This window comes from Litchfieldia alkalitelluris, from assembly GCF_002019645.1.
Classification (GTDB): Bacteria; Bacillota; Bacilli; order Bacillales; family Bacillaceae_L; genus Litchfieldia; species Litchfieldia alkalitelluris.
Map to the genome: position 1 here is coordinate 3,403,280 of NZ_KV917374.1, position 23,230 is coordinate 3,426,509.

Genomic DNA, 23,230 nt, shown 5'->3' on the forward strand with positions numbered 1-23,230 from the left:
CCCCATATTAATTTAAATTTTTAATTCGTTCTCTTTGGCTAATAATATCTGTAATTCTTACCCCGAAGTTTTCATCTATGACGACTACTTCCCCCTTAGCTACTAACTTACTATTTACAAGTACATCTACAGGTTCTCCAGCTAGCTTATCTAATTCTATAATAGAACCTGCTGTCAACTCTAATATCTCCTTAATTGACCTTTTCGTTCGTCCTAACTCTACGGTTACTTGTAAGGGAATATCAAGTAACATGTCTAAATTACTAGACTCAGTTTCTTGAAACTTCATAGGTTCAAATGAAGAGAAAGCTGCCGGTTGAACATTGACTTGTTCTTTATGTCCTCCTATTGTCGAACCCAAATGTTGTGGCGAACTATTATAGGAGCTCTGCTGAGTTGCTACTACTGGTTGAGAAGCAGAATAATGCTCTTCTTGTATAGCAGGCCTAGAACTATTTGGTACAGCATACTCAATCTCTTGCTTTATTACAGGTTGTTCCTCTTGCACTGGTGAAGGTTTTGAATTATTTTTAGCACCTGGATTTAGTAATTCATTTACAAGATCCTTGGCAAATTCAATTGGCACTAATTGCATGATATTTGAGTCAACTAAGTCGCCTATCTTTAATCTAAAGGAAATTTTTGTTAATATTTCTTGTGACGGTAACTGAGTAATTCCTTCTCCTTTTTCAATATCGAATATATCAATACCAGGTGGGGAAATATCAATCTTTTTACTAAAGATCGTAGACATTGACGTTGCAGCTGAACCCATCATTTGATTCATGGCTTCTTGAACTGCACTGAGTTGAATTTCACCTAATAAAGCTATTGGATCAATTCCATTACCACCTAACATTAGATCCGCGATGATTGCTGCGTCACTTTGTTTTATGACAAGTATATTTGCCCCCGAAAACCCTTCTGTATAGCTTACATGTATAGCAACATATGGATGTGGAAATTCATCAGAAAGTTTACTCTTTTCCAAAACACTAACTGTAGGTGTCGTAATTTCAACCTTTTGATTTAATAAAGTAGAAAGAGCTGTTGCAGAACTTCCAAAAGATATATTGCCAATTTCCCCTAATGCATCTTGTTCCATTGGAGATAAGTAGTCATCGACAGGGGGGGCAAAACCTTTATTATTGTCAATGGGATCTTCAATATTTGTACCATTTAATAGTGCATCAATCTCATCTTGCGATAGCATTTCAGTCATAAAACTCTTCCCCCCTTTTATATTTATCTAATATTTGAATAGCTAGTTTTCGATTCATTTTTCCAGCCTGTCCATAGAATTTAGGTTCCTGTTCAACTTTTATAAGCAATGGCTCCTGAATTAATTGCTCTAACTGAATCACATCTCCAACCGCCAAATGCAAAAACTCTTCGATCGTTATATTTGATGTGCCCAGCTCTGCTGCTAAAGTTATATTTGCATGCTTAATTTTCTGCTCAATTTTCCCTACATCTTCAATATTCTTTTCCTTCGTACTTACTTGCATCCAGTGATGGGCAGATAGCTTATGGAGAATAGGCTCTAACACAAGATGAGGGATACAGATATTGATCATTCCACTAATCTCACCAATTTGTGTATTGAGAGATATCACGACCACTGTTTCATTCGGTGATACCATTTGCAAGAACTGAGGATTCACTTCAAAATCAGATAGAACTGGGTCAATATCTACTACAGAGCTCCAAGCATCTCTTAAACTTTCAAATGCTTTTTCAAACATATTAGACATGATCTTAGTTTCAATTTCAGTTAAGCTTTCCGCCTTATTACTACTAACTCCTCTACCACCAAGCATCCTATCCATCATTGAGTAAGCGATGTTAGGATTTACTTCAAGAAGTATTCTTCCTTCTAACGGATAGACCTCAAAGACATTTAAGATAGTCATCTTAGGAATTGAGCGAATGAATTCTTCATATGGAATTTGATCAGCCGAAGCGACAGTAATTTGAGTATATGTTCTTAATTGTGCTGAGAAATAGGAAGTTAACAATCTAGCAAAGTTTTCATGGATTCTTGTTAAACTCCTTATTTGATCTTTGGAGAACCTTAACGCACGCTTAAAGTCATAAACTCTTACTTTTCTCTCTGATTCCTCTTTTCTTAATTCATCAGCATCCATTTCCCCAGTAGATAATGCTGACAAAAGCGCATCTATTTCATTTTGCGATAATACCTCTCCTGCCAAATTGTTCCCCCCTGTTCAACTAATGATGCAATGACAAATATTATTGAGGAAGAAAGGAGGTTGCATAGACATTAACAACTTTACCTTCTTGCATAAGCTCATTAATTCGATCCTTAAGTCTATGTTCTAATTGACTAATTCCATCTTCACCTTTAAATTCTTCTGAGTTCATATCAGATAATTCCTTAATGATGAGGTTTTTCACTTGAAACTGCCTTTTATCCAACTCTTCTTTTGCTTTTTCACTATTTGTTTCTATATTAAAAGAAATCCTTAGATAATCATTGCTTAATAACCTAGTTGTGATTTCAGGTACCTCTACTGTGGAAGCTATAATTTCATCTATTGTTGGTTCTTTCTCCACTTGTTCTCCTGCGAATTTTGTTAAAACAACAAATGCTGTCCCAGCTACCAATGTAATGGCTCCAATTATGATGAACATGATTGTAATTAGCTTACTGTTCACTATTGTCTTCCTCCATGTGTTTATGAAGTCCAAGTATTTGTATACTTTGATAAAACGTCGAGACTTTACTCACAACGTCTGATTCCGCTTCCTTAACCACGAACTTCTTACCGTTTGTTAGTGTAATAGTGGTATCAGGAAAGGATTCTATTTGTTCAATATATAAAGCATTTAATGTGAAGTTTTTACCATTTAAACGAGTTAAAGTGACCAATTTTATTACAGGAGATGTTCCAAAGAAGAAATACAAGGAACATCATCCCTACCTCCTTAATTATCTTTTCAGATTAACTAATTCTTGTAATATCTCATCAGATGTAGTAATGATCTTAGTATTTGATTGGAATCCACGTTGTGCCACAATCATTTCTGTGAATTCTTCAGATAAATCAACATTTGACATTTCTAGTGCACCTGAAAGTAAAGAACCTGTTCCTTCTGTACCAGGTGTTACTAAATCAGCTATATCAATGATTCCATCGACATTTTTATCAAGAGCACCCGAGTTGGCAGTTAATCGATATAAGTTTCCACCAGACTTCTCTAAACCACCAGGGTTTGAAAAACTAGCAACCTGTAACTGACCGGCTGTATTTAAGATACCATTCTCATTAATAAATGTTACCATACCATCTTGAGCGATACTAAAACTCTTAGCAGTTTTTGGAATCTGGATTAGACCAGTTTGTCCACTTGTAGCATCTCCCCATGTTGGTGGAGTTGTTGTCGCTTTCGCACCGGTATCACCAAGAACATAAAATCCTTCTGCTGTTACAAGATAACCATCTTGATCCATGTAAAAGTTACCTGCACGAGTGAAGTTCAAGTCCATTGCTTCATTTAATGGACCTGTAATTTGATTATCTTCACTTACACCATTAGCGTCGATATTAACCTGTGCAGGATCTTTAATTGCCGCTACAATGAAAAATCCTTCACCTGTTAAAGCAAGATCTAATGAACGTGATGTTATTTGTAGTGAACCTGCAGTATGAAGAGTATCAATTGTTGAAATTGTTGAACCAAGCCCAACTTGTTTTGCATTTACTCCACCTTTTGTTTCTGTTGGAGCTTGCGAACCTGCAATTTGTTGAGTAATTAGATCTTGAAATGTAATTCTACCTTTCTTATATCCGTAAGTATTAACATTCGCAATATTGTTACCAATTACATCTAACTTCGTCTGAAAGTTTTTCATTCCACTTACACCTGAATACATTGAACGTAACATTTTAATTTCTCCTTTTATATGTAGTTATTTTAGTAGGAATTGAATTGCATCTGTCAATCAGCAATCCTTGAGAAGCCTCCATATGGTCCGGCTTCGATAAACCATCAATCTATAACAATAGTTCCATTAATATTCGTGAAGATTTGTGATTTTGCCTCATTACGCCCCATGGCAGTGATCACCGTACTATTTTTAGCATTTACAATAAGTGCAGCGTTGGTTGTTAATACAAGAGACTCATTTATACCTTTATCTTTAGCCACTTGTACTAATTCATTTATCTTGTTCCACTCACTTTGATTAAGTGATATTTTCCTTTCATCAAGTCGTTGTTGTGCGTGTTTACTTATTTTTAAGGACGAGTTAACGGCGTCATTTAGAATCCCTTGAAAAGACTCAGTATTGGCCTGTTTCACTTGATTCCGTTGTTTATGTTGTGCGAGTTGTGCAAGCTGATGTGCCTGATATGTTGATATTCGATTATTCATATCTTATACCTGACTTGCTTGATCCTGGACTTGACTAACTTTTGTAATAAGCTTAGATGAAAAAATGGTTCCATCTTGAAGTTCTATTGAGTAATCTTGACCATTCTGAGAAACTGATTTTACAATACCCTGACTTGTTTTTTCAAAGGGTTGTTCATTTCCGTTTTCATCCAAAACTGACGTTGTTTCTTTCCACTCCACCTGTTTACCAATGAGCTCACTATACTTAATTAAAGAATCATAAGATGAGCTTGTAACGAACTTTTCCAGTAATGACGTCATATTTGTCATTTGCTCTAACGATGAAAAAGTGGCCATCTGTGAAATAAACTCTTTATCTTCCATTGGTTTAGAAGGGTCTTGATTTTGCAATTGCACCATAAGAATTTTCAAGAAATCATCTTTCCCTAACACATTAGAGTTCGTTTTTAGTTTTGTTGTATTATTGGATAAATATAGAGATGAATCTATAGCATTTGTCATATAAATTCTCCTATTCTTCTAAACACTTATATTTAAGATTTCATCTTGCAAACTATCTTTAAACGATTCTTCAGGAGTTAAATGGTCCTTCTCATTCTTTCTACGTTGTTGTTGCTGTTGATTTTCTTTCTCTGAATCGGGTGGATCTCTTAATAAGTCGCTATATTGCTGCTGTGAATATGTTTCTAATTTATCGAAAGTTAAACCTTGTATTTGAAATAGCGCTCTTAATTGGTGGATATTGGATTCAACTAATTCTTTAGCACCATTTGATGCAGTAATAATCTTGACCGAAAATTCACCATCAACTTGAGTCAACTTTACAATCAACGAGCCTAAATGTTCAGGTTTAAATTTTATGACCATTTGTGAATGACCATTAGCTATGGTTTTAAATTTACTATTACTTAAAACCTCATAGAATTGACTAATAAACTCATTTTTCGTCTGCGATCCACCTGTCGGCTGGCCAATATGAATCACATATTGTTGTAACCTAGTCACAGTTGGATTTTCCAGACTAAAAGGTTTTACCTGATCAGTTACATCAATATTAAAAAGTGAATTCGCAACCGATTCTCTAGGTGACGATTTTATTGGTTCTTGTACACTAGAATCCTGTATCTGTAAAGAACTCTCTTCTACTAATGAAGAAACTTTAACAGTGTTCCCTATTCCGAAATCGAATCCATTTTGTTGTTTATTTGTTTTTAATTGTCCTTTAAAAGTATCACCAAGTTGTTGATTCAATGTTTCGAAAAAGCGCCCAGAATTATTGCTAGTAACTTTTTCAGAGTTCAACACGGGAGCTTGAACAGTATTTCCTAAGCTATTACTTTTAATCTCCTCAAAAGGTTTTAGAAGTTGTTTTTCATTTGTGAAAATTTTGTTTTGAACCATTTGTTCTGTCGTAGATTCTGATTCACTAACAAGACTATCTTGCATTAAAGTCTGTTTAACAGGGGTATTTTCAAAAAATAAGTTCTTACGATTTAATAAATCACCTATTCTTTCGACCAGTACATCTACTTCCTGCTCAATTTCAGTGTGGTTAAACTCTTTAAAAATCTCTACGATATTTTGTTTGATTAAATTTTTAGATTCTTTCAATGTACTTTCTTCTAAGATCATGTTATTAACTAGATTTAGTAATGATAGTTTTTGCTCCTCAGAGTACTCTCCAACAGAATCAATCATAGATAGTACTTCAAGCTCAATCTGATTGTATTCTAATAGTTGATTAATTACCTGGTTCACATTTTGAACTACTGTTTTTGCTGGAACTTTTTGATCACCTAGACCTAGTAGATCTTTTTGACTATTATACTCTCTAGGTACAGTTAATTGATTTATATTAGGTTTTAAAAACAATTTACTGTTAGGTTGTAGCAATGGTTTTGCGACATACCCATCTTGAGTTTGGTTATTCTTAGGTTGGTTAGTTCTCTCTGAATGCAATAAACTATTTTGCTCGTTTACCTGATTGTTAAGCCTTATATTTCTATCAAAGGAACTTACTTGAATATGTTCGTTAATTTGTCTATGAAGTGGTGATTGTAAGTTATTTCTTCTAAATCCATCTACTGATGGGATTTGTTGTTGTGTGTTTGTTTTTTCAATTAAGCTATTATTATTAAGACCAAGTGTTTTATCATCAACTATTCTTGAATTTTCTTGCGGTGAAGCAGGTTCAAGCGAGCGAATTTCTTTTATGAATTCACCTAACTTTAATTTAAGAAATTCCACTTGTTTATCCGTGAATACAACCATAGATTGTTGCTCAACGTCACTAATTATCCCCTGGACTAATGATTTTAAATTTAATTCTTGATTATCAGGTGAGTTAGTTTTCTGCAAGAAAAGTTTCATTACCTCCATTAGTAATGATTTTTGATTGTCGGAAAAACTTTTTTGTATTTCTATATTTATTAATAGCTCTGACAGCTCTATATCTAATAAGCTACTATGAGCAGATTCAAGACCTGTTAGACCATTTCTGGTCTCAATATTTATTTCACCCATCTGTTTGCTGCTAGAAGTGAGAACTTCTATTTGATTTTCACCTTGTGGTATTTGAAATACAGGCTCTTGAGCAACAACAAGATTAAATCCATGCTTTGATAATCCAAGTTGTTTTTGATCATCATTACTTTCGTCACTTAATTCTACTTCAGCTTTCGAGAAATCTTGAATAAATATGTTTTTTGGAGCAGTCATGTTAGTATTTTCACTTATAAACTGCTTTAATTTGATTTCTAAATCAACTACTTCATTTTCCGAAAAGTTAATCTGAATTAGATTTCTTATTTCCTCTCTTACACTAGAAGTAGATTCTTCAAGCCCCAGACTATCACTTAGGTCGATCGTAGCTGTTATTAAAGAAACAAGTTCTGACTTTTCCGGGATTTGCAACTCATTTAATGTCATTGCTAAAGTTTGTTCTATAGAAGAATTAACTCTTTGTTGTTGTTGCTGTCTCAATTGATTTTCTGAAGATATATTAAAAGTTCCTATAGTTTGTTTAACTTCAGTATCATCATTTATACCAGTTTTTTCTCCAACTAAGTAATGACTAAGGTTTAAAATAATAGAAGTTAGTGTTTCTAGACTATGCTCATGAATTGTAAATACTGGGTTCTTCCTGTCAATAGTTCCTTCGTTATCTTCAACTTCTCTTTTGGCACCTTCATTTCTAACACCGCGCGGATGTGTACTAGAAAAGGTGATTAAAGCAGGTCTGTTATCTTCAACTTCTCTTTTGGTACCTTCATTTCTATCACCACGCGGATGTGTACTAGAAAAAATAATTGAAGCAGGTCTGTTTTCAACATTCGTGTCTGCGGAATGATGAATAAGTGAAGACGTTTCAACAATGTTGTCCATTAAGACCACCATTGCGTCAGAAACAGGTGTATTTGGCCCGCTAGTGTCTTGAACAAAAGCAACATTTTCATCAACAACTTGAATGAATACATCACTCAGACTAGACAAATCCTTCTTTGGATTATTAAGTGCTAACTGTATGTTGAAGTCTACTAATAATGTTGACAAACTATTATTGATTGGACTTACAGTTACTTTATAGTTTTTTGAGAACAATTGTTTTATTCCCTCAATCGTCCTAGCTGGCAACTGAATTTCCTTGCCACTTTTTTCCTGTTGACTTAAAATCATTAAAAGTGTTACAACTTTTTCAGCTTCCAATCCATCACTTAGAGATAAGTCAATTGAATTATTGTTTGTTAATAAACCTCTAATTTCATTTGCACTTGATTCAGGTAAGAGATTAAGTATTGAATGAACATCTATATCATTTTCCAATGCTTCATCATTCACAAATAAATAACTATCTCCAGTCTTTACAAAACTTAGTAGATCTTCTGTTACGAATAAATAATCTTCCTGATGAGTCGTCTTATTTACGTCTGTAACAGGTTTACCTGAGATTTGCGTTTCAACTAAATACTGTGAAAAGGAATGAGTACCCATTTCAGTTTTTTTGTTCAATAACTTCCCTATATCGGTTTTAGTCTTAATATTCAACATTGATTCTAAACCACTATTCACTGTTTTCACCTCCTTTCAAATCCAATTTTTATTCACCAATAATCTTTGTATACTTTGCAGCATCCTCTGGTGACATTTTCTCCATTATGGCAGCAAGCTTGTCCGTTTTTAAGGATGTTAAAATTTTCTTTGCATCTTCATCATCTAAGTTCGGAATAATTTGTGCAGCCTTCTTAGGTGTCATTAACTCGTATAATTCAGTCATATCTTTTACAGCATTTTCTTCAATTATTTTATCTTCTTTCATTTCAGCCAATTGAAAATTCAATTGACTTAACTCTTGTTTTAGTGTTGTTAGTTCACTTTCTTTTGATTGTATTGAAGCCTCAAGCTTTTCGATTGTATCGTCCTTATGATTAATATCAGTTTGTAAGTTCGCAATCTCATTACTCAGTTTTTCTTCAAGCTTTTCTTGGGCGATTGCATTTTCATCTTTGATCATCATCGATACTCCAGGTATTTTCTGAACAATCGCTTTAGCATGACTAAAAACATTTATCCCGGCTACCTGCATCAGGACTAGCGACAACACCACTGTAAAGAGGATTGGGATGATAACTACAAATAAAAACCATTGTATTTTGTTATATTCTTTTTCTTCTATAGTTTCCATTTATTTCATCACCCTAAAACCCTGATTTATATATTGTTGGACTGAAATTTCATCCATATATTTATTTTCAATTAACTTAGTTGTTTCTAAAGTTTCTTGGTAGATCTTTTCTTGAAGAGTTTCATACTTCTTCACTTCAATATTTTTTTCTATTAATTTATCTTGAGCAAATTGCATCTTATTTCTGGCTCTGATCACAAGCTGCTGATAGTACATAATTGTTTGTTCTAAATTAGAAATGAATGTTTGTTGATGACGCATTTCATAGATTGACATTCCGGTCGATAATTTGCCTTGTTGCACGGCCATCAAATCTTCTTTCTTCTTCATAAAGGAGTAAAGTTGCTCAGCCACATTTTCAAATTCACTAAGCGAGCTTCTATAGTTTGCTAACACTTCTTCTTTTTCACTATTTTTAATTTTGATTAGTTTATGAAAATGACTATGTCCCGCCACAATTATTCACCCATTTCAACAAGACGCTGTAAGTCGTTTATACTATCTCTTTTTGATATATTTTCATGAGTTGCCTGCTTTAAAAAAGAGATGATTTTTGGGTAATATCTTATCGCTTCATCAATTTCTTTTGAGGAGCCTCGTTTATAAGCACCAATATTTATTAGGTCTTCTGCGTTCATATATGTTGTTAATAAGTCCCTAAGTTTTTCAGCATTTCTACGATGTTCTTCAGACACTATTTGGTTCATTACTCGACTAATGCTTTTTATCACATTAATCGCAGGGTACTGACCTTTGTTCGCAAGATTCCGATCGAGTATATAATGGCCGTCTAATATCCCTCTAACAGTATCGGCAATTGGCTCATTCATATCATCACCGTCAACCAAAACTGTATAAAAGGCAGTTATAGAACCTAATTCACTTGTCCCGGTTCTTTCCAAAAGACGAGGTAATATTGCAAACACACTTGGAGTATACCCTTTCGTTGTTGGCGGTTCACCGATTGCTAGACCAATTTCTCGCTGGGCCATCGCTATCCTCGTTACAGAATCCATCATAAACATTACGTTTTTTCCTTTATCACGAAAGAATTCTGCAATCGCGGTTGCAGTATAAGCCGCCTTTACACGCATCAATGCTGGTTGATCAGATGTAGAAACGATAATGATTGAGTTTCTGAGTCCTTCACTCCCAAGGTCATTTTCAATAAATTCTCTAACTTCTCGTCCTCGTTCACCAATTAAAGCAATTACATTAATATCAGCAGTTGTATTTCTTGCAATCATCCCCATTAGCGTACTTTTTCCTACGCCACTTCCTGCAAATATCCCAACTCTTTGTCCTTTACCAACTGTTAACAAACTATCAATCATTTTCACACCGATATCAATTGGATCTCGAATTGGTGGTCTAAGCATAGGATTAGGAGGTGACTGGTCTGTTGGAACGTTGATTAAGCCTTTTGGTAAAGTAGTACCATCTAGGGGTAATCCTAAGGAATCTAATACACTTCCAATTAAACCATCCCCAACTCTTACTTCGAGAGGTTTCCCTGTAGATTCAACCACACTACCAGGTGATATATCATTAATGTTGCTATAGGGCATTAGGAGTACTTTCTCTTCTCTAAAGCCTACTACCTCAGCGTAAATCTTTCTTTTGTTATTTGAACCTATGTGTATATAGCATAAATCACCAATAGAACACTCCGGGCCTCTTGACTCAATCATTAGTCCAACCACTCTACTAATCTTTCCATAACGTTTATATTGATTGATAAACGGTAATTCTTTTATTAGTGACTCTATCTTCACCGCCTATTCCTCCAATAATAGAGCTAACAACTTCGATTTAATTTCTTCTAATTGGCTATCGACACTAGCTTCTATCTTCCCATATGACGATTCAATAAAGCAGCCTATTTCATCTAAATCAGGGTTAGGAAAAACAAAAACATCACAGTCACGATTGATAAGAGCTTTTAAATCATCTGTACTATCAACAAGTACTTCATAATATTTAGGATGAACTGTTATCTGAATTTGAGCGTGATCCTTAACCTCTTTAATAGCGGTTTTCACAATTGACAAATAAGTTAATGGCTCTGTATTTAGTTGCTCACCTATTATTTTTTCAGCAACTTTTATTCCTAATGAAAGAATGATCTCTTCAGTATTCTCTATATGCTTTAGTGAGTCCTTACGAGCTATTTCTACTATCTGCTTCCCATTTTCTAACAATTCATTATAACTACTTAAGCCTATTTTTCTTCCATCTGCATAGCCAATATTAAAGCCTTCCTCATTTGCCTGCTTAATTAGTAATTGCTTCTCAGTTTCCCAAGACTCTTTTTCAAAGAGGATCATCTGTTGTAGCTCTTCATACTTCTGCTGTGCTTCTTGTATCAATGTACTAGCTCTATTTTTTGCATCCTCAACGATAGATACCGAATAATTATCTAGCGCAATTTGATCTTCAGCACTAATTTGTTCATTTTCTTGACTTGTCTTTAAATTCTTCAAGGTAATTAGTCGATCGGACTTTTTTAACAGTTTAGACTCAGTAGACTTTATGATATTAGACAATAATATCATCTCCTCCACCGCGGGCTACCACTATTTCACCTGCATCCTCTAATCTCCTAATCACAGCCACAATACGAGATTGAGCTTCCTCAACTTCTTTAAGTCGAACAGGTCCCATGTATTCCATCTCTTCTTTAAAAGTCTCAACCATTCTTGTTGACATGTTTTTAAATACAACATCTTTTACCTCTTCACTTGCAACCTTTAACCCGAGCAACAGATCTTCACTTTCCACATCCCGTACCACTCTTTGGATAGATCTGCTATCAAGAGTAACGATATCTTCAAAGACAAACATTCTCTTTTTAATTTCTTCTGCAAGGGCGGGATCTTGAATCTCTAGAGCATCTATAATTGTTCTCTCTGTGCTACGATCCACCTTATTCAGGACCTCTACTACAGCTTCAACTCCGCCTGTTTGTGTATAGTCCTGCGTTACGGTTGCTGATAGTTTTTGTTCAAGAATTTGTTCAACCTCGTTTATAATCTCGGGTGAAGTGCTTTCCATAACCGCTATTCTTCGTGCTACATCCGCTTGCATATCTTGCGGAAGCTCTGAAAGAATCTGACCGGCTTGACCCGGATCTAAATATGAAAGAATAAGAGAAATTGTTTGTGGATGCTCATTTTGAATAAAATTAAGAATCTGAGCAGGATCAGCTTTCCTTGCAAAATCAAAAGGCTTCACTTGTAGTGAAGATGTTAATCGGTTAATAATTGATGAAGCTTGATCTTCTCCCAAAGCCTTTTCAAGAACTGTCTTTGCATATCCGATTCCACCTTGAGAAATATACTCTTGCGCTAAAGCGATGTTATGAAATTCTTCAATGATTTCATCCTTCACTTTTGCTTCAACAGTTCGAACACTTGAAATTTCAAGCGTTAATTTTTCAATTTCTTCTTCAGTTAAATGCTTATAAATGGATGAAGCAACATCAGGCCCTAATGAAATGAGTAGGACGGCAGCCTTTTGTCTATCTGAGAATTCATCATTTTTTCGTTTCACGTTCTAGGACCTCCTATTCCTCTGACAACCATGATTTTAATAGTTTCGCGAAATCTTCCGGCTTTTCTCTTGCCATTTTTTCTAGTTGTTTTCTTCTTGCCGTAGCCTCAGTTTCTTTCTCTTTTATCACATCAGGTATCTCATAAGGAATATATGGTGGTGTATTTAATTCTTCTTCAACATAGTAGTCTTCATTTTCCTTATTTTTTCTTCGGAAAATGACAAACAATAAGATAACGACAATCAATAACAAAGCACCACCAACGATATAAACCCACACCGGGATTTTAGAAGTAGTGGCAACTCCTTCGGGAAACTGAGCTTTTCCATTAAACTGCTGAACTGACACAACTACATTATCTTGTAAAGCTTCATCTGTCATTTCTACTCCTGCAGCATCTTTATCAATGCTTGTTCGAACAATTGTTGTAAGTATCTGAGTAATATCCTCAACACTTTGAACAGGAAGAGATTGTGGATTCTCTGGATCGGGAGGTTCTACCATAACCTGTATCCCTAGGTCTCTGATTTTATATGGAGCCTCAATTATTTCCTTTCGAATTCGGTTAACATCCTTATTAACCCGTTCCTCAATTCTTTCATAGTCTCCATTTCCATTTACAGCACCAGCTGGATAGTTTGCTACTTCTTCATCACCGACGCCAGCCACACCAGCAGCTGCATTCCCATTTCCAGTAAATGTTTCAGTAATACGCTCAACACTTATATCCAAACCTTCCATATTTTCTTCGTCTGAAGGAACAACAAGGTTTTCTTCACGGTTTTCTTGAGTAAAATCAAGATCAGCCGTTACTGAAACCAATACTTTATCATGTCCCATCATAGTTCCAAGCATTTGTTGAACTTGACGTTGAATGTCTTTTTCAATTTCACGTTTCAAATCAAGTTGTGAAGTGATATTTCCGATGTTTGTTGAATTTTCATTATTTTCAAGATCAAAATACTCAAAATTTTGATTGGTAATGACGATATTATCAGTAGGAAGATTTGGAACACTTTTAGCAACCAAATGATATAACGCTTTTATCTGTTGCTGAGTAAATTGGTAGCCTGGTTTTGTATTTAAAACAATTGATGCTGATGCAACGTTTTCAGCCTCACTAAGGAAGACACTAGTTTCAGGGATGTTAATCATGACAGTTGCATCACTGATTCCATCAATCCCCTTAATTAAATTCGATATTTCTGTTTGCATAGCTTCAAGCTTGATAACATTAAATTCATTATCGGTCATTCCAAAACCAGCATTTTGACCAAAAAATGTGTAATCGATTGTTCCTGAATTCGGTATACCTTCTGCAGCCAGCTCTACCTTTAACGTATCAACCATTAATTCTGGAACTTTTATAGTCGAACCATTGTCCGCAATTTCTGATTGTATACCTCTAGAATCTAGGGTTGCTTTTATTTGACCAGTTTCTTGGGGAGATAGATTACTATAAAGAGGAACCATATTTTTATCCGATGATAAAAGGATAGAAATAATTAAAATAATAACAAGTAAAATTACAGTTCCTATCATAAGTAACTTTTGAATTTTCGAACGTTCCACCCAAAAGGATTTTATTTTATTCATATACTGATTAATTTGCTCGTTCAAGGTGCATTCCTCCGGCTATTTCTTAATTATGCAAGGTAAAATAACCGAATGAATTAAACTTGCATTCTCATTATCTCTTGATATGCTTCAACAACTTTATTCCGAACCTCAATCGTTGTTAATAGGGTAACACCCGATTTTTCAGCAGCTATCATCACTTCATGTAAATCAACTTTCTCACCGGAAGCTAATTTGTTAGTCATTAAATCAGATGCGTTTGAAGCTTTATTTACTTGATTAATTGCATCCTTTAGGAAGGTAGAAAACTGGTTAATAGAATCTGAACTACTTTTACTAGCCATTGTATTGATTTGATTTGGTAATTGATATTTATTTAATACATTTAAACGATCAATCATTTACTCCACCTATTTCCCTATCTCTAAAGATTTCATTAGTAGGCCTTTCGATGCATTAAACACAGTCACATTCGCTTCGTATGACCTTGTAGCACTGATTAAATCTACCATTTCTTTTAATGGATCCACATTTGGCATTGCAACATACCCTTGGTCATTAGCATCAGGATGCTCTGGTTGATATACTAGTTTTGCAGGAGAATCATCTTCTTCAATTCTAGTAACCTTTACCCCATGACCTACAGATTGGTTCATTGCTCTATTAAGAAGATTTGTAAATTGACTCTCACTCGCTTGAGTGGTAACTACTTTTCGTTTATACGGTTGCCATTGTCCATCTACATACTGTCCACGTGTTGTATCCACGTTTGCCATATTAGAAGATATAACATCCATCCTCAGTCGCCCCGCTGTTAGTGCAGAAGCACTATTATTCAAGCTGTGAAAAATAGTCATTTTTACTTACCACCTTTAACTACTGTTTTTAATGAATTAAACTTCGAAGATATCCTATCAGCGACTGCATTAAAGTAAATTTGGTTTTCTGCTAAACTAGACATTTCCTTATCTATATCAACATTGTTACCGTTATGATTATATTGATTACCAATACTATTAACCACTTTAACTGAAGAACTTCTACCACCTGAAAAGTCAATATGTAACGCACTTGTCTTGTTTGCATTTATAGATTGGTTCAATTCTGTTTTAAAACTAACATCTTTTGCTTTGTAGTTTGGTGTATCTACATTGGCAATATTATGAGATATCGTTTTTTGTCTTGTTGATGAGTATTTTAATGCTTGTTCAAGCGAATTTATGGTACCGGAAAAAAGTTTCACTCAAAAGTCCCCTCACAAAAATAATACAAATTTCGAATATATATAACGAATTATGCTAACTTTCTACTATTTTAATGAATAATGAGGTTTCTGTCTATGTAACATCTGTGAAAAATATTTATTTTTCGACAAAATAGTTCTTTTTACACACCGTTTGTTCAAAATGCCCTTTAATTATCAATCATATATATAAATTCGGTTGTGAAAAAAATCACTTTATAAAATTTTAGACAAAAAAATGAGCATAGTATGCTCATTTTTTTTAGAATATAGAGTTTCAATTTTTTCACAATAAGTTAGCATTACCTATACTAATTCGTTTTTAATTTTGCCAGTTCCACTAGGAATTTATCATTTAATACTTTAATATAAGTACCTTTCATACCAAGTGATCTTGATTCGATTACTCCAGCACTTTCAAGTTTTCTTAAAGCATTTACGATTACAGATCTTGTAATCCCTACTCTATCAGCTATTTTACTTGCTACTAATAATCCTTCATTACCGTTTAGTTCTTCAAAGATATGTTCAATTGCTTCTAGTTCGCTATATGAGAGGGAGCTAATCGCCATTTGAACTACCGCTTTACTTCGAGCTTCATCTTCAATTTCCTCTGCCTTTTCACGTAGAATTTCCATACCTACTACTGTAGCGCCATATTCAGCAAGGATTAAATCATCACTTTCGAAATTTTGTTGTAAACGTGATAGCACAAGAGTCCCTAATCGTTCACCACCACCAATAATTGGTACAATGGTAGTTAAACCAGATTGAAATAACTCTCTATTTTCTACAGGGAATGCAGTATATTCACTGTTGATATCTATGTTAGAAGACGTTTCAGTAATATTAAATAAGTTATTTGTATAATCTTCTGGGAATTGTCTATCCTCAAGCATCTTCTTCATTCTCTCGTTTTCAATCTGCTGATTAATAGCATATCCTAAAAGCTTTCCACGTCTGCTAACTACAAACACATTCGCTTCAATTACATCGCGTAATGTTTCAGACATTTCCTTAAAGTTAACTGGCTTTCCAGCTGCCTTTTGTAATAAAGCATTAATTTTCCTTGTTTTTTCTAATAAATACATCGTTGTTCCTCCTGCTACTTTTAAAAAAAGTAATTATAATATAAACCTACTTAAGTCCTTATCTCTTGCAATAGAACTTAATTTATCTTCAACATATTGAGGGGTAATCGTAATATGTTCCATAGATATATCCGGAGCTTCAAAAGATAAGTCCTCTAGAAGTCGTTCTAGAATTGTATGTAATCTTCTTGCGCCAATATTATCAGTATCCTGATTTACCTGGTATGCGATTTCAGCTATCTTACGAATAGCATCGTCAGAAAATTCAAGTTGTATACCTTCAGTTTCTAATAATGCAGAATATTGTTTTAATAACGCATTATCTGGTTCAACTAAAATACTAACAAAGTCATCAATCGTTAGTTTAGTTAATTCTACACGAATTGGAAATCTTCCTTGTAATTCAGGTATTAAATCTGAAGGCTTTGCCATATGAAAAGCCCCTGCAGCAATGAATAAGACGTGATCTGTTTTAACTGATCCATACTTTGTTACAACTGTGGATCCCTCAACTATTGGCAAGATATCACGTTGGACTCCTTCTCTTGAAACATCAGCCGAAGAAGACTGACTGTTTTTTCCAGCGATCTTATCAATTTCATCGATGAAAATAATTCCTGATTGTTCAGCCCTTAAGATAGCGTCTTGTGTTACTTCGTCCATATCAATTAATTTTGATGCTTCTTCATTAGTCAGAACCTTACGGGCTTCTTTGACCGTTAATTTTCTTTTCTTTTTTTTCTTTGGCATCAAGTTACTAAAGGCATCCTGCATATTCATGCCCATTTGCTCCATTCCTGATCCCTGAAGCATATCGAACATTGATGATTGACTTTCTTCAACTTCTACAGTTACATAATGATCCTCGAGTTCACCTAAAGCAAGCTTATGAGCAGTTTGTCTGCGTTTGTCATTGATATTAGTTTCCTCATTTTGAGGTTCCTGATCAACCTCTGCTTGATTACCACCAAAAAGCATTTCTAAAGGGTTTTTATATGACGACTGCTTTTTTTGACCAGGTACTAATAGTTCAACAAGACGACGATTTGCATTTTCTTCCGCCCTATCCTGTACCTCTACTATTTTTTCTTCCTTAACAAGGCGAACTGATGTTTCAACCAAATCTCTAACCATTGATTCAACATCACGACCTACATAACCCACCTCGGTAAATTTTGTTGCTTCTACTTTGATAAAAGGCGCACCTACTAACTTCGCTAGTCTACGTGCAATTTCTGTCTTTCCTACACCAGTCGGTCCAATCATTAGGATGTTTTTAGGGACGATTTCCTCTCTCAACTTCTCATTTAGTAAACTTCGTCTATATCTGTTTCTTAATGCAACAGAAACTGCTTTTTTGGCATCTTTCTGTCCAATGATATATTGATCAAGCTTTTCAACGATTTGTCTTGGCGTTAAATTTGATTTCACTATGTTCTTCCCCCTTATTTAGAGTTCCTCAACAATAATGTTTTCGTTGGTATATACACATATTTCACTAGCTATTTCTAATGAGGCCTTTGCAATTTCATACGCACTCAAATGCTCTCCCGAGTACTTTTTTAAAGCACGACCTGCTGACAGTGCATAATTTCCACCAGATCCAATAGCAAGAATTCCATCATCCGGTTCAATCACTTCACCTGTGCCTGAAACCAGGAGTATATCAGTTTTATCCATGACTATTAACATAGCCTCAAGCTTTCTTAATACCTTGTCACTTCTCCATTGCTTTGCTAATTCAACCGATGCTCGTTGAAGGTTGCCATTAAACTCCTCAAGTTTTCCTTCAAACATTTCAAACAATGTAAATGCGTCAGCAACCGATCCAGCGAATCCCGCTAGTACCTTCCCATTGAATAATTTACGTACTTTTCGTGCTGTATGCTTCATCACCACAGCATTCCCAAAAGTTACTTGTCCATCACCAGCCATAGCAAACTGACCTTTATGCTTTACTGCAAAAATAGTTGTTGCATGAAAGTTTGACATAATCGAGAAACCTCCTGTAGATCTAATTAAGCTCGTGGATGAGCAGATGCATAGACTTTTTTTAAATGATCCTTTGTAACATGAGTATAAATCTGGGTTGATGACAGGTGGGTATGGCCTAATAACTCTTGAACCGCCCTCATATCTGCCCCTTCATTTAAAAGGTGGGTTGCAAACGTGTGTCTTAAAATGTGAGGACTGATATTGATGGTTAAAGAAGCATCATTAACCAGTTTTTTTAGTATTAGCCTAACACCTCTTGTTGTTAAATTACCCCCACGGAAGTTTAAAAAAAGCATATCTGATGTTATCTTTGATTTTTCAAGTAACACTTTTCTACCATAATCGATGTATGTATGTAATGCTTGTTCAGCAAAATCACCAAATGGTACATATCGTTGTTTCCTGCCTTTTCCGTGCACTAATATTGTACCGTATGAAAAATCAATATCACTAATTTGTATTTGACAGCACTCACTAACTCTTAATCCTGCTCCATATAAGATTTCTAATAAAGCCTGATTTCTTTGTCCAATCGGTGTCGTTATATCACTTACAGAGAATAGTTGTTCGATTTCTTCTTGATATAAAAAGGTTGGAATTTTATGTTCCTTTTTAGGTAGAGATACTAATGAAAAAGGATTTTCAGTACTTACTTTATCCCTAACTAAAAATTTATAGAAACTGCGTAAACTTGAGATTTTTCTTGCTACTGACTTCCGTGCATATTTCTCCTTATAGAGAAAAGTTAAGTAAAGACGAATATCAGAGTAACTCACATCATTAAAAGATGTTAACGCTTCCTGTTTCATGAAACTAACAAAATCTACTATATCTTGTTCGTAACACCTATCGTATACTCAGAATAGTTTCTCTCCAATTGCAGGTATTCGATAAAATTGGTAAGGAAACACGAGTTATTTTCCATTATTTTCACCTCACAAGGGCTACTAAATAGTATCACAATTTAATAGCCCTTGCAAATGATTTTATATTATCTTTTTAAAATTCTGAATTGTTTCTAACGCTATCTTTGCATACTGTTCATTTCGTTCTTGCTTTCCTTTTATTTTTCTTTCTAATTCTTTAAATAATCCAAAATTCGCATTCATCGGTTGAAAGTTTTTGGCATTTGCTGTTGTGATGTATCTTGCCATACTACCTATTGCTGTTTCATGAGGAAAAACGATTAAATCTTCTTTACCTAAGGCTAGCAAAGCAGCATTTATTCCTGCCACTAACCCTGAAGCAGCAGATTCTACATAACCTTCCACACCAGTCATTTGTCCAGCAAAAAATAAATCTGGTTTATTTTTGTACTGATACGTAGGGAGTAAAAGATTTGGTGAATTAATAAAAGTATTTCGGTGCATTACTCCATACCTAACGATTTCAGCATTCTCAAGACCTGGGATTAGTTGGATAACTTCCTTTTGTGGACCCCATTTTAAATGAGTCTGAAAACCGACAATATTATATAGTGTCCCTGCTGCATCGTCTTGGCGTAATTGAACGACTGCATATGGTCTTTTTCCAGTCTTTGGATCCTCTAACCCCACCGGTTTCAAAGGTCCAAAAAGCATTGTCTTTCTTCCTCGAGATGCCATTACCTCAATCGGCATACACCCTTCAAAGAAAATTTCTTTTTCAAACTCTTTTAGAGGTACAGTTTCCGCTGAGATTAACGCTTCGTAAAATGTATTAAATTCTTCCTCAGTCATCGGACAGTTTAAATAAGCGGCTTCCCCCTTATCATAACGGGATTTTAAATAAACCTTGTCCATATCAATACTCTCTTTATCGATGATTGGAGCAGCTGCATCGTAAAAGTATAGATATTCTTCCCCAGTTAGTGCCTTTAATTTTTCTGATAGCGACTTAGAGGTTAAAGGACCTGTTGCTATTATTGTTATTCCCTCTGGGATATCAGTAATCTCTTCATGAAATACGGTCACATTCGGGTGATTTTTTACATTTTCTGTCACCTTTGCTGCGAATTCGTGTCTATCAACAGCCAACGCACCCCCAGCCGGGACAGAACATTCATCTGCAGCTTTTATGATAATTGAATCTAGTAATCGCATTTCTTCTTTTAATACTCCGACTGCATTTGTAAGAGTATTCGCCCGCAAAGAATTACTACAAACCAATTCTGCAAATTTATCTGTATGATGAGCAGGTGTTTTTACAACTGGTCGCATTTCATATAGATGTACTTTTATCCCTCTTTTAGCAAGCTGCCAAGCTGCTTCACTACCAGCTAGCCCGGCACCAATAACATTAACCTTTTGTTCATTCATATTCATAAAGCCTCCAAAATAAAACTATTTATTCCTTTATTCTACCCATTCCAACCAGTTCTTAAGATAAAACTCTTATAAAGCATACATCAATACCTATAAATAACTCCTAGTAAGGAAAGTTAGTTGAAATGTAATCAACTGAATCCTTGTAATCTCTTATGAATCAGCAACCGTCTACAAAGGGGAAATTAAATCTTATAAAAACACAACAAAAGAGGTGAGCATTAAAGCTCACCACCATTATTTTTGGGTCTCTTCTTTATAATCACATTCAACACACTGTACTTGTTGACCTTTTTTTAGTTTCTTTTCTACTAACATGTTTTCACATTTTGGACATTTTCTTGCAATTGGTTTATCCCAAGATAAAAAGTCGCAATCAGGAAATTGATCACACCCATAGAAAATTCGGCGCTTCTTACTTTTTCGTTCTATGATTTTTCCTTTTTCACATTTAGGACAAGGTACACCGATATCCTTCACAATTGCTTTTGTATTTCTGCAATCCGGAAAATTAGAACATGCCATAAATTTTCCATAACGCCCCATTTTGAAGACCATAGCGTTTCCACATTCTTCACAATCTTCACCAGCTGGCTCGTCTTTGATTTCTACTTCTTGCATCTCATTTTGAGCTATATCTAACCTTTTTTCAAACCCATGATAAAAATCATCGATGATCTTAACCCATTGAACATGTCCTTCTTCAATTTCATCTAGACTGTTTTCCATTTTAGCCGTAAATTCCACGTCTAGTATTTCAGGGAAGAATTCTAAAATGAGTTCAAGAACGATTGTTCCAAGTTCAGTTGGTACAAACCGTTTATTATCTAATGAAACATAACCTCTCTTTTGAATAGTATCAAGAGTAGGAGCATATGTTGATGGACGTCCAATACCAAGTTCCTCAAGTGTCTTAACAAGACGAGCTTCTGTATATCGTGGCGGTGGTTGTGTAAAGTGTTGTTTGGGCTCAATGTCCTTAGAAATAATTTTATCTCCCTCTTTAAGGTCCGGGAGCATATTTTCTTTTTCTTCTTCATTGTCATCATTACCCTCAACATAAACCTTCATAAATCCAGGAAACTTCACCTTTGAGCCAGTAGCACGGAAAATTACGCCCTCATTTATTAAATCAACACTCATCGTATCCATTACAGCTGGAGCCATATGGCTCGCAACAAAACGCTCCCAAATAAGTTTATATAGTCTTAATTGGTCTCTAGATAAAAATTCTTTTAAGGTGCTAGGCTCTCTTAAAGTTGATGTTGGACGAATTGCTTCATGGGCATCTTGAGTTTTCGTTCCTTTTTTATCTTTGCGTTTATTTTCAGTTAAGTAATTCTCACCATAGGTTGAAGTTATATAATCTGCCACTTCATTTTGAGCAGTTTCTGAAATACGTGTAGAATCTGTTCGCATGTATGTAATGAGACCTACGGTACCATCTTTACCAAGATCAATTCCTTCATAAAGCTGTTGAGCAAGCATCATCGTCTTTTTTGCACGGAAGTTTAATTTCCTAGCAGCTTCTTGTTGTAATGATGAAGTAATGAAAGGTGGTGCCGGGTTTCTTTTTCGTTCCTTTTCGGTAACAGATTGAACAACAAAATCATTACCTTTTAACTGTGCTAATACCCTTTGTACTTCTTCTTCATTTTTTAAGTCTAATTTTTTATTTTGTATCCCATAGAAGGAACCAGAAAACTGTTTATTCTTTTTAAGAAAATCTGAAGTAATTGTCCAATACTCTTCAGGTTCAAATCTTTCAATTTCTTGTTCTCTCTCAATGATTAAACGAACAGCAACTGACTGAACCCTTCCAGCACTTAACCCTTTTTTTACTTTCTTCCATAATAGTGGGCTAATATTATAGCCTACTAGCCGATCTAGAATTCTTCTCGCTTGTTGAGAATCTACCAGATCCATGTTAATAGCTCTTGGGTGTTTAAACGATTCCTTAATCGCTTCTTTCGTTATTTCATTAAAAACAACTCTGCAATCAGATGAAACATCTAAGTCAAGGCTATGTGCTAAATGCCAAGCAATCGCTTCCCCTTCGCGATCCGGGTCAGCTGCGAGATAAACTTTTTTAGCTTTCTTGGCTGCAGTCTTTAATTCTTTTAAGACCGGGCCTTTCCCTCGTATAGTTATGTATTTAGGGTCAAAGTGATTCTCAACATCAACGCCCATCTGACTTTTTGGAAGATCTCTTATATGACCCATTGATGCTTTCACTTTGTATTTTTTCCCTAAATATCGCTCTATTGTTTTAGCTTTTGCAGGAGATTCAACAATGACTAAGTAGTCAGACATGAAACATTTCCTCCTTAAGAGGTATTATAAAATCTTCACTATTATTAAATATTCATATACGTTTGTCAAACAGTAATACCGAAAATTTTTTTA

22 protein-coding genes and 1 pseudogene are annotated in these 23,230 nt (G+C 34.9%); all 23 read right to left on the reverse strand.

Annotated features, from left to right (window positions below):
• Positions 1–7 precede the first annotated feature (7 nt).
• Entirely contained in the window at positions 8–1,222 is a 1,215-nt protein-coding gene (gene fliY / locus BK579_RS15855; RefSeq protein ID WP_078547116.1) for a flagellar motor switch phosphatase FliY, read from the reverse strand.
• Complete coding sequence (gene fliM / locus BK579_RS15860; RefSeq protein WP_078547118.1) at positions 1,215–2,213, reverse strand: flagellar motor switch protein FliM; 999 nt, start codon at positions 2,211–2,213, stop codon at positions 1,215–1,217. The genes fliY and fliM overlap by 8 nt, the downstream gene beginning before the upstream one ends.
• Positions 2,214–2,253: 40 nt before the next feature.
• Entirely contained in the window at positions 2,254–2,679 is a 426-nt protein-coding gene (gene fliL / locus BK579_RS15865; RefSeq protein WP_407936251.1) for a flagellar basal body-associated protein FliL, read from the reverse strand.
• Positions 2,669–2,893 (reverse strand): flagellar FlbD family protein, encoded by a 225-nt coding sequence (locus tag BK579_RS15870; protein ID WP_078550633.1) that lies wholly within the window; start codon positions 2,891–2,893, stop codon positions 2,669–2,671. The genes fliL and BK579_RS15870 overlap by 11 nt, the downstream gene beginning before the upstream one ends.
• Before the next feature lie 60 nt (positions 2,894–2,953).
• Complete coding sequence (gene flgG, locus BK579_RS15875; RefSeq protein WP_078547120.1) at positions 2,954–3,910, reverse strand: flagellar basal body rod protein FlgG; 957 nt, start codon at positions 3,908–3,910, stop codon at positions 2,954–2,956.
• 104 nt (positions 3,911–4,014) lie between these two features.
• Positions 4,015–4,398, reverse strand: a complete 384-nt coding sequence (locus BK579_RS15880; protein WP_078547122.1) for a TIGR02530 family flagellar biosynthesis protein — start codon at positions 4,396–4,398, stop codon at positions 4,015–4,017.
• Positions 4,399–4,401: 3 nt separating this feature from the next.
• Entirely contained in the window at positions 4,402–4,881 is a 480-nt protein-coding gene (gene flgD, locus BK579_RS15885) for a flagellar hook assembly protein FlgD (protein ID WP_078547124.1), read from the reverse strand.
• Positions 4,882–4,899: 18 nt separating this feature from the next.
• Positions 4,900–8,448: a flagellar hook-length control protein FliK gene (locus tag BK579_RS15890; RefSeq protein ID WP_078547126.1), complete on the reverse strand. Its 3,549-nt coding sequence runs from the start codon at positions 8,446–8,448 to the stop codon at positions 4,900–4,902.
• A 28-nt stretch (positions 8,449–8,476) separates the two neighbouring features.
• On the reverse strand, positions 8,477–9,061 hold the full coding sequence (locus BK579_RS15895) for a MotE family protein (RefSeq protein WP_078547128.1): 585 nt from the start codon (positions 9,059–9,061) through the stop codon (positions 8,477–8,479).
• On the reverse strand, positions 9,062–9,517 hold the full coding sequence (gene fliJ / locus BK579_RS15900; protein WP_078547130.1) for a flagellar export protein FliJ: 456 nt from the start codon (positions 9,515–9,517) through the stop codon (positions 9,062–9,064).
• Positions 9,518–9,519: 2 nt separating this feature from the next.
• The gene (gene fliI / locus BK579_RS15905) at positions 9,520–10,836 is read right to left on the reverse strand and encodes a flagellar protein export ATPase FliI (RefSeq protein WP_078547131.1); all 1,317 of its coding nucleotides are present in this window, start codon (positions 10,834–10,836) and stop codon (positions 9,520–9,522) included.
• Between the two features lie 3 nt (positions 10,837–10,839).
• The gene (gene fliH / locus BK579_RS15910; RefSeq protein ID WP_169891165.1) at positions 10,840–11,607 is read right to left on the reverse strand and encodes a flagellar assembly protein FliH; all 768 of its coding nucleotides are present in this window, start codon (positions 11,605–11,607) and stop codon (positions 10,840–10,842) included.
• Positions 11,600–12,613 carry a flagellar motor switch protein FliG gene (fliG, locus tag BK579_RS15915; RefSeq protein ID WP_078547135.1) on the reverse strand — a complete coding sequence of 338 codons (1,014 nt, stop codon included), beginning with the start codon at positions 12,611–12,613 and terminating at the stop codon, positions 11,600–11,602. The genes fliH and fliG overlap by 8 nt, the downstream gene beginning before the upstream one ends.
• Before the next feature lie 13 nt (positions 12,614–12,626).
• Positions 12,627–14,234, reverse strand: coding sequence for a flagellar basal-body MS-ring/collar protein FliF (fliF, locus tag BK579_RS15920; protein ID WP_078547137.1), 1,608 nt, complete (start codon positions 14,232–14,234; stop codon positions 12,627–12,629).
• A gap of 53 nt (positions 14,235–14,287) precedes the next feature.
• Positions 14,288–14,593, reverse strand: coding sequence for a flagellar hook-basal body complex protein FliE (fliE, locus tag BK579_RS15925; RefSeq protein WP_078547139.1), 306 nt, complete (start codon positions 14,591–14,593; stop codon positions 14,288–14,290).
• 9 nt (positions 14,594–14,602) lie between these two features.
• Positions 14,603–15,049 carry a flagellar basal body rod protein FlgC gene (gene flgC, locus BK579_RS15930; RefSeq protein ID WP_078547141.1) on the reverse strand — a complete coding sequence of 149 codons (447 nt, stop codon included), beginning with the start codon at positions 15,047–15,049 and terminating at the stop codon, positions 14,603–14,605.
• 2 nt (positions 15,050–15,051) lie between these two features.
• On the reverse strand, positions 15,052–15,435 hold the full coding sequence (gene flgB, locus BK579_RS15935) for a flagellar basal body rod protein FlgB (RefSeq protein WP_078547143.1): 384 nt from the start codon (positions 15,433–15,435) through the stop codon (positions 15,052–15,054).
• A gap of 311 nt (positions 15,436–15,746) precedes the next feature.
• Positions 15,747–16,526: a GTP-sensing pleiotropic transcriptional regulator CodY gene (gene codY, locus BK579_RS15940; RefSeq protein WP_078547145.1), complete on the reverse strand. Its 780-nt coding sequence runs from the start codon at positions 16,524–16,526 to the stop codon at positions 15,747–15,749.
• 33 nt (positions 16,527–16,559) lie between these two features.
• On the reverse strand, positions 16,560–17,960 hold the full coding sequence (gene hslU / locus BK579_RS15945) for an HslU--HslV peptidase ATPase subunit (RefSeq protein ID WP_078547147.1): 1,401 nt from the start codon (positions 17,958–17,960) through the stop codon (positions 16,560–16,562).
• Between the two features lie 15 nt (positions 17,961–17,975).
• Positions 17,976–18,518, reverse strand: a complete 543-nt coding sequence (hslV, locus tag BK579_RS15950; RefSeq protein ID WP_078547149.1) for an ATP-dependent protease subunit HslV — start codon at positions 18,516–18,518, stop codon at positions 17,976–17,978.
• A 26-nt stretch (positions 18,519–18,544) separates the two neighbouring features.
• Positions 18,545–19,446: pseudogene (gene xerC / locus BK579_RS15955) on the reverse strand (tyrosine recombinase XerC).
• Positions 19,447–19,507: 61 nt separating this feature from the next.
• Positions 19,508–20,818, reverse strand: coding sequence for an FADH(2)-oxidizing methylenetetrahydrofolate--tRNA-(uracil(54)-C(5))-methyltransferase TrmFO (gene trmFO / locus BK579_RS15960; RefSeq protein ID WP_078547151.1), 1,311 nt, complete (start codon positions 20,816–20,818; stop codon positions 19,508–19,510).
• Between the two features lie 243 nt (positions 20,819–21,061).
• Positions 21,062–23,137 (reverse strand): type I DNA topoisomerase, encoded by a 2,076-nt coding sequence (gene topA / locus BK579_RS15965; protein WP_078547153.1) that lies wholly within the window; start codon positions 23,135–23,137, stop codon positions 21,062–21,064.
• Positions 23,138–23,230: the final 93 nt, after the last annotated feature.